The organism is Paenibacillus koleovorans NBRC 103111, assembly GCF_004000845.1.
In the GTDB taxonomy this organism is placed as follows: Bacteria; Bacillota; Bacilli; order Paenibacillales; family NBRC-103111; genus Paenibacillus_AA; species Paenibacillus_AA koleovorans.
Genome location: NZ_BIMA01000094.1, coordinates 21,083 through 29,347, shown reverse-complemented (window position 1 = coordinate 29,347; position 8,265 = coordinate 21,083). Strand labels below are relative to the sequence as shown.

Annotated in this window: 6 protein-coding genes; 4 read left to right on the top strand and 2 right to left on the bottom strand. The window is 55.6% G+C overall.

Translation table 11 applies throughout. From position 1 onward, the window contains the following. The first annotated feature begins 148 nt into the window (after positions 1-148). Both PKO02S_RS33975 and PKO02S_RS24190 read left to right on the top strand, forming a co-directional pair. Positions 149-376: an IS66 family transposase gene (locus PKO02S_RS33975; RefSeq protein ID WP_127587007.1), complete on the top strand. Its 228-nt coding sequence runs from the start codon at positions 149-151 to the stop codon at positions 374-376. A 234-nt stretch (positions 377-610) separates the two neighbouring features. Then, positions 611-3,688 (top strand): S8 family peptidase, encoded by a 3,078-nt coding sequence (locus tag PKO02S_RS24190; RefSeq protein WP_127587005.1) that lies wholly within the window; start codon positions 611-613, stop codon positions 3,686-3,688. Positions 3,689-3,709: 21 nt separating this feature from the next. On the opposite strand, the gene PKO02S_RS24185 is transcribed toward PKO02S_RS24190, so the two are convergent. Further along, complete coding sequence (locus PKO02S_RS24185; RefSeq protein WP_246067294.1) at positions 3,710-5,218, bottom strand: sensor histidine kinase; 1,509 nt, start codon at positions 5,216-5,218, stop codon at positions 3,710-3,712. After that, the gene (locus PKO02S_RS24180; protein ID WP_127587003.1) at positions 5,215-5,898 is read right to left on the bottom strand and encodes a response regulator transcription factor; all 684 of its coding nucleotides are present in this window, start codon (positions 5,896-5,898) and stop codon (positions 5,215-5,217) included. Before PKO02S_RS24180 ends, PKO02S_RS24185 begins: the two co-directional genes overlap by 4 nt. Before the next feature lie 208 nt (positions 5,899-6,106). On the opposite strand from PKO02S_RS24180, the gene PKO02S_RS24175 reads away from it, so the two are divergent. Together PKO02S_RS24175 and PKO02S_RS24170 are read left to right on the top strand one after the other, a co-directional pair. Continuing rightward, positions 6,107-7,018, top strand: coding sequence for a hypothetical protein (locus PKO02S_RS24175; protein WP_127587001.1), 912 nt, complete (start codon positions 6,107-6,109; stop codon positions 7,016-7,018). A gap of 176 nt (positions 7,019-7,194) precedes the next feature. Next, positions 7,195-8,097 carry an amidoligase family protein gene (locus PKO02S_RS24170; protein WP_127586999.1) on the top strand — a complete coding sequence of 301 codons (903 nt, stop codon included), beginning with the start codon at positions 7,195-7,197 and terminating at the stop codon, positions 8,095-8,097. Positions 8,098-8,265 lie beyond the last annotated feature (168 nt).

Here is an 8,265-nt window from a genome sequence, read left to right as displayed (position 1 = left end):
CGGATTTTGCTAGAAGGCGAGAGCTTTCGAGAGAGTAGCGTTATGGGAAATCGTTATTTGGACCTGGGCGTCCCAATTTGGGGGAGTTCGACCAAAACAGTGATGTTTCGTAGTTACTGCTAGGTGTTGTGGTGGCTGAAACGGTCGGCTGGATGCTGAGTTTCTTCGAAATGTCCGTGTTCCGTTTGACAACAGCTTGGCGGAGCTCGATATCCGCATGACCAAAGTGAAACAAAAGATTTTCGGCGCTTTCCGCCCTTCGCCTGGAGCGAAACCGTTCGCACGTGCACGTGGTTTTATTTCCACCCTCCGCAAACAAAACCGTCCTGTGCTTTCCTCCCTCATGGCCGTGCTCCACAACCAATTCTCATTTTAATTGACCCGACCTAAGTAGTAACTGTTTCATAACGCTATTTTTTTATGCACAGAGGGTTGGGAAGACGGAATAGCGAGATGGCGAATATGGCAAACCCTTATTTTTGAGTACGGGGTCGGTTTGCGTCGATATGTTCGGAAACCTGCAAATAAATGGATATTACTGGATGACAATCCGGCGACTCTAGTATATAGTTTGGAGTGGAATCTATCGGCATTTACTAGGAGGGCTTTTGTGAATCGTACGTTTCGCCTTGCACTTGTTCAAACGCTTATAATCGCGATCCTATGTTCGCTGTTTGCAGCCCCCATCATGGCCACCGGCGAAGAACTAGAAGTCGGTGCGCAGACGATCGCTCAGGAGTTGACTCTGTCGGGCGATATCGTACCGGGCCAACTGCTAGTGAAGTACAAGTCGACGCCTCGGGCGTTGCGAGCATCCGGCTTCAGCAGCGAATCGCTCTCTCCGCTTGTGCAGAAATTGAGCTTCTCCGAATCGACCGATCTTAGCGAAAAAATGAGGCAGCTCCAGCAAGATCCGAATGTAGAGCTGGTAGAGCCGGTTTATCGTGTCCGGATACCGGAGATGCAACAAGCCGGTACGGTAGCGCAGGCGGTATACTACTCCCCGGAGCGAAAAGTGTGGGGACAGACGGTTACTCAGCTGACCTACGGTTCTTCCATCGCCAGCCCGTCCTCTATGTCGCAGGTAATCGTAGCGGTTCTGGATTCGGGGATCGATTTGTTGCATCCGGATTTAAGCGGCATGCTGCTGCAGGGCTACGATTTTATCAATAACGACTCGTTTGCAGATGATGACAACGGACACGGTACGCATGTAGCCGGTATTATCGGTGCATCTGCAGCCGGGCCGAATGGTTATACGGGCGCAGCGCCGGGTGTCAGACTGTTGCCTGTGAAGGTTCTGAATAGCGCAGGGGTCGGGACAACCGCCGAGATTATTAAAGGCATCGAATATGCTGTCAATCGCGGAGCGAAAGTGATCAACATGAGCCTGTCTTCCTCCGAGTACAGCAAGCTGGTGCACGATGCGGTCAAGGAAGCGACGTCAAACGGCGTTATAGTCGTTGCGGCGGCCGGAAATGGCAGCAGCCACTGGATCAACTCCGAACCGGGCCAGGTGGACTTGCCTGCCCAGGATCGAATGAGGTATTTCAATGAGACCAGCTATCCCGCCGCCTTCAGTGAAGTCATTAGCGTAGGGGCGCTCATGCAACTGCCGAATCAAAGCTTAACGATCGCCGACTTCTCCAATGTGAAGAAAGTGGATGTGGCCGCACCAGGTGTCGATATTTACAGCACTTCAAAGGATGGCCATGGATATCAGGCCATGAGCGGGACGTCGCAAGCGACGCCTTTCGTTACCGCGATGGCTGCGCTTCTGTGGGCGAATGATCCCGGGTTGACCGCACCGGAAGTGCGGAGCTTGATTCAGAACAGCGCCAAGGAGCTGACGCCGCCTTCTTTGTCCTACGCCAATGGAAGTTTGACGGCTTATGATTATTTCGGAGCTGGCCTAGTGGACGGCAAAACGGCTTTCACCAAGCAGAGAGCCGAGCTGTCGGTTGACTGGAGCCGCGCATTGTCGGAGCATACGGTGTCGGTAGCTGTCTATGAACGGGATGCTCACGGTCAGGTGGTGCCGCTCAACCATGCCCTTTCATTAACGGTCAAACGGATTCTAGAAGATGAAGAGAGACTGGTGGCGGATGACCTGGGCTTAGGCGGAACAGTCATCCAGTCGGTGTATGGGTACGGTTCGGCGATTTTGCCTATCACGGGTACGTTGAAGAGTGCATTCGGTTACTTGTTGTATGTGGACGATCCGGACGGCTCCGAGGATGTAACGATTCGCTCCATGAGCAAGCTTTGGCTTCAGCGTCCTGCGCCGCCTACTCCTGATAAGGCACCAGGCCAATATGTGAGCCAAGTGACGATTGGATTAGGGGGGCAACAACCGGGCGACGAGCTTTACTATCGAAAAGGGTCCGATTCATCGTTTACCCGGTTTGGAACGCCAATCCTATTGTCTGGCACAAGCAATATTGTTGCATTTGCGATTCGCAATCATATTTTTAGCGAGGATGCTACTTATTCCTATACAATTGTTCCACCGGCACCTTCATTTCCTACGGGTCCCTTTTTCCTGCCAACTCCGACTCCAACACCAAAGCCACAACCAAGCGGGACGTACAAACCGGATGAAGAGAAGCTGATGAAGCAATTGGACACACCAGGTGTTACAAATGTAGTTGTAGAGGCGGAGCTGGATCCGGACGCAAAGGAATGGACAATTGGTCTTTCGATCGATCTGCTTACAAAAGCAACCGAGAGCAACAAGTCTATCACGCTGAGAGCGAACGGATTGCAAATGGTCGTCCCGCCAAATGCGCTTAATATTCAGGGAAAGGGTGAAGTTAGCTTCAAGACGTCCCGGCACGAGGACTTGGCCTCCTCCAATACAAGTGACGCGCCAAGCCGGCGTCTGACTTCACCAGTCTATGATTTTACTTACATGCTGGGAACGACACCTGGCGGTGTTTTCAAAGAGCCGATCCAAGTCACGTTGCCATTCGAGATAGGGAAGGTGAATCCCAACTCCAGTCGATTGGCCGTTTACACATATGATGAAGAAACGAAAACATGGGTATACGTCGGCGGCAAAGTAAATTCCGATCAAACGATTACGGTTGAGCTGCCGCATTTCTCCAAGTACGCGGTGATGGAATCGACGCAGACGTTCAGCGACATCGAATCTCACTGGGCGCGCAAGGAAATCGAGCTGATGACCGACCGGCAAATCGTGCAAGGGATGACCGATCACCTGTTCGAGCCGGGAGCGATGGTGACGCGTGCCCAATTCGTGACCCTATTGTCCAGAGCGCTTGATCTTAAGCAAAACGGCGTACAATGGACTCCATTCGAGGATGTCCCTTTAAGCGAATGGTATGCGAAGTCTGTGATCGCCGCCTATAATGCCAAGCTGGTTAGCGGGATAGACGAGAAGTCCTTCCGCCCGGACGATCCGATCACAAGACAGCAGATGGCGGTGCTGATCGTAAATGCTTATTTGTACAAAACGGGTCAAAAGCTATCCGACCTGGTCGGCACGCAAGAGGTCAAGTTCGTCGATGAAGGCTCGATTGCCGACTGGGCACGCGCCTATGTCCGGACGGCATCCGGCTTGGGATTGCTCGCCGGTGACGAGGAGAAACGGTTCGCCCCGCTCGACAATGCCTCTAGAGCAGAAGCCGCCGTCGTCATTTACCGGTTGCTGACCCAATCCCAATAACAAAGAGTTCGGCCGTGTCGATCACGAGCCGAACTCTTTGTTTTTCCCTGCTGGCAACCATACTCGGAACGTCGTCCCGACGCCAACCTCACTGTCTACCTGAATATGGCCGTGATGCAGATCGACGATCGATTTTGTGATCGACAGCCCTAGTCCGGCACCTCCATATTTGCGTGCACGTGACGGATCGACGCGATAGAACCGATCGAACAGCGACGGCAGATGCTCCACTGGAATCCCGGTTCCATTATCCTTGACGGCCAGCTCAGCACCGCCTGCTGCGACCTTTAATGTAACCGCGATTTCGCCTCTCGCAGCGTCCGTATGCTGGATCGCATTGTGGAACAGATTTAAGATAACCTGTTTCATCTTGTCGGCATCAAAGGCGCTATCGTTGACGCCGGCGTTATATCCGCTGAGGTCGAGCCGCACCTTGCGGGTGCCGGCTAACAGCCTAAGCTGAGGCTCCATCTCCGTTAGCAGCTCATCCAGCCGGCCTTGCTCCGGTCGCACCGTCGGCGTACGGTCGAGCCGGGCCAGCAGCAGCAGGTCATTGACCAGCTTGTTGATCCGCTCGGACTCGCCGAACATGCTGCGCAGCGAACGCTCCAGCTGCTCCGGGTTGTGGGCAGCGCCGCGCAGCAACACTTCGAGGAAGCCGTGGATCGAGGTAAGCGGCGTGCGCAGCTCATGCGAAGCGTCGGCAATAAACCGCCGCATCGTTTCCTTTGCTTCTATCTCCGCTTCGAATGCCGCCTCGAGCCGCTGCAGCATCGCATTGAACGAGTCGGCCAGCCGGTCAATCTCCTCTTGGCCTTGACCGGTCGGGAACCTTTCCGTCAAGTTTCCCGCATCGATCTGCTCCGTCGTGCGGATCATTCGACCAAGGGGGAGCAACGTGCGCTTCAGTACAGGGAAGAAGGCGAGCAGCCCCACGACCAAAGCAATTAACGAGAGGACAATAAACGTAATACATTGCTGTAGCAGCATGTTTTTGATCGGCTGAGTGCTCGTGCTCACTTGGATCAAACCTCGCGTACGCCCTCGTTCCACAAACGATTGCAAAACGAGCAGCTGTTCCTTGCCCGCCGAGTCCCGAATCACTTTGAAATCTGAATTCGTTCCCGGGGCTCGCCGCATTTCGGCCGCATAGTCCGACTCGGTCAGCTTGGGTACGAGCAGATCTTCGGCTTTCGCCAAGACGGTCAGGCCTCCGCTTTCGTCGATCACGGCATAGGCATTGCCTTGCATAAAGGGCGAAGGCCGCCCGACAGGAGCATCCCGCCGCTGTCCGGGCCCGCCGATGATCGGCTGCAAGTCGCGCGTCAGCGCGATCGCCTCGTTGCGCAATGCGGCCGCCGCGTTGTCATACATGAAATGCTGCATGAACACGTATTGGAACAGGCCGATGAACAAGAGGAGCGCCGACAGCACGAGCAGCGAGCGGGCGAGCAGCTGAAACCGCAAGGACTCGGGCTGCAGTTGAAGGAGCGGGTTCCAGTTGTTTTTTGCCCTTGGCCGCGCCATCATGGAAGATCCACCCGGTAACCTGCCCCACGTAATGTCCGGATGAGCCGATGCTCTCGATCTCCGAGCTTGTCCCGCAATGATCGAACGTACACCTCGACGATGTTATCGTCGCCAACGAAGTCATAGCCCCACACTTTGTCCAGAATGGTCGATTTGCTGAGCACGATGCCGTGATTGATCACCATAAATTTCAGCAGCTCATACTCTGTCGGCGACAACTCCAGCACTTGCTGCTCGAAGCTGATCTCCTTGCGCCGGTCGTCGACGCGGATCGGACCGTACGTCACTTCCCCCAGCAAATTCGGGAACTGATTGCGCAACCGGGCGTAGATGCGAGCCAGCAGCTCGCCAAAGCTGAACGGCTTGATCATATAGTCGTCAGCGCCGATCGTCAGCCCTTTGATCCTGTCGTCGACTTCTTCCTTCGCAGTCAGCATGATGACAGCTACGTTTTCCGTTTTTTTCAGCAGCTTGCAAACCTCGAATCCGTCCATTCCCGGCATCATGACATCAAGAATGACGATATGCGGCTGGAATTGCTTCGCGAGCGTAATGGCGGTCATGCCGTCGTTCGCGCTTTGCACCTCGAAACCTTCCTGCTGCAAGCCGATCTCGAGAAATTGCACGATGTTCGGCTCGTCATCGACGAGCAATATTTTTACACCCTTCATTTTTTGCATCGCGGCACGCCCCTACCGATTTCTGTCTACATTATAGCAGGAAAAGGAAGGACGGGCATTCAGCCGATTTTCAGCAAATGTCGCTCGTCCATTTTCAGCCAACATTCAACTAACTATCAACAACCGCTCAGTTTCCCTTCATCTTCCATTAAGATTACTGGGCTATACTTCGATTGTAAGCTAAATTAGCCAAAGCGAGGGATAGCTCATGAAGCAAATTCGTTCTAAAGTATTGGCCACGACGTTGGCTGCATCGGTCCTGATCGGAGGAGGCGTCGCCGCGTTGCTGCAAACTCAGGCTTATGCGGATACGACGGACGGAACGAGCGGGACGACACCGCCAGCAGCGGGAGCAAAAAACCACGGCGGTCCTGGCAAAGGAGCCGGTTTCGACAAACGCGGTGGACAAGGCGATGAGCTCAGCATCCTGGCGACAAGCATCGGCATCTCAGCAGAGGAGCTCCAGACACAATTAAAAGCCGGCAAAACGGTGCTGCAGCTGGCGGAGGAAAAAGGGATCACCAAAGCAAGTCTGCTCGAAAAGCTGAACGCCGCGTTCGCCAAATCGATTGACGATGCGGTTGCCGCCGGAGCTTTGACGCAGGAGCAGGCGACCAAGAGGAAGGATGAGATAACCGCTCGATCGGAGCATCTGGTGACGAATTTGGGGCTGCCGCCGGGAGGCCAGAGAATGGGACCCGGGCAAAAAGGCGGCCAAGGCGGTCCAGGCCACGGCGGTGGCGGTCCAGGCGGTCGCGGCGGCATGATGGGCGGCGGCCCAGGGCTTGGCATCCAGTCGGAAGCGATCGCCGGCAGCCTCGGGATGACGGTGGAGGAGCTGAGAGCCGCGCAGCAGGCGGGCAAGTCGCTCTCCGAGATCGCCCAAGAGAAAGGCATCACGGAAGATTCGCTGATCGGCAAGCTGAAGGACGGGTTGACCGACCAACTGAAGAAATTCGTCCAGCAAAAGCGGACACCTGGAGCCGAGCCCAAGCAACCGGAGGGCCAGCGCGGCCGTCCGGACCGACAGCAAGCACCGACAACCGGAGGCTCGAACGCGCCGGCTCGGAGCGGAGGGGCCGGCGGTTCCGGAGCCGCTACCGCGCAGTCCAACGCCTAGATGACAGATCCCCTCGATCCGGCTAAAATAAAGCTAGAGTATAAATCGGTTTCCGAGGAGGTCCCGACTATGGCGCCCGCTCACGTTCCTCGGTAATCCCGAGGCCCGCCTTTCCATGATGAACTTGAACTTGCAGGTGGCAAGCGAAATTCAATCCTGGAGAGGCGGAATATAAAATGTGGCCACGGAAAGTACAATGGAAGCAATTGCGTTTTGGAGTAGAAATAGAGTTTGTCGGCGGCTCGCCGAGCGAGATCGAGCTGCTGCCGGGCTGGGTAATGGCGCTAGACGAGCTGCACACGGATGCGAACGGCGTCGATACCGGGGCGGAGCTGAAGCCCCCTCCCATGCTCTGGCAGGATCGCGATCAGATCGGCGTCATGCTTCGCCGGCTGCGGGAGCATGGCGTCCAGGCGACTTGGAGCTGTGGCTTGCACGTGCATGTCGGGCTTGCGCACTGGGGGGAGGACATCGTCATCCCGCTGGTTGATGCGGCGCTCGCTACGCAGGACGCGCTTGAACGGCTGCTGCAGACCAGCGCGCATCGTCGTGTGTTCGCCCCGCCGGTAGCGGCGGAGATGCGCGAGAAGTACTTGCGCGAGCCGATTCGCGACTCGCTATGCTATACCGGCCGCCCCGAGTCGCATCGTTGCGGCATCAATGTGGCCGCTTGGTTCGACTTCGGGACGGTCGAGATTCGTTTCGCCAACGGCTCGCTGGACGAAGAGGAGGTTCTGCGGACCATTGAGCTTTGTTTGCGGTATGTGGCGGCGATAGGCGAGGGCAGGACTTTGCCTGGAGGGGCTGGAGCGCTGGCCGAAGCGCTTGGTGCCCCGGCCGAGGGCTATCCGGCAGCAGCGCCGGCCCCCAAATGGCATCTCGATCGCATGCATCTGGCGGATGCGCTGATTCCGGTGCTTGCGCCTTGTTTGACCGAGATCGTAGAGGACGGAGAGATTTTGGAGATCCACCCGTCGCCTGAGGGTATAACCATCTTGACGGAAAATGAGGCTTGCGAGAAAAGCAGATGGTTTGTCCGAATGCCGAAGGAAGGCTGGAAGCTGGAGCGAATCGACTGAACGTAGCACGGCAATAAGAGAAACCGTCCGGAAGATCGCCGGACGGTTCTTGGTCGTTGAATCTGTCGTTTTTATGAATGTATCACCGAATTGCGATCGAGTCGAAAATTCCTCGCACATAGCGGAATTTTGCAGCTATTCACCGAAAAGGAAGCTCTTGTATAATGA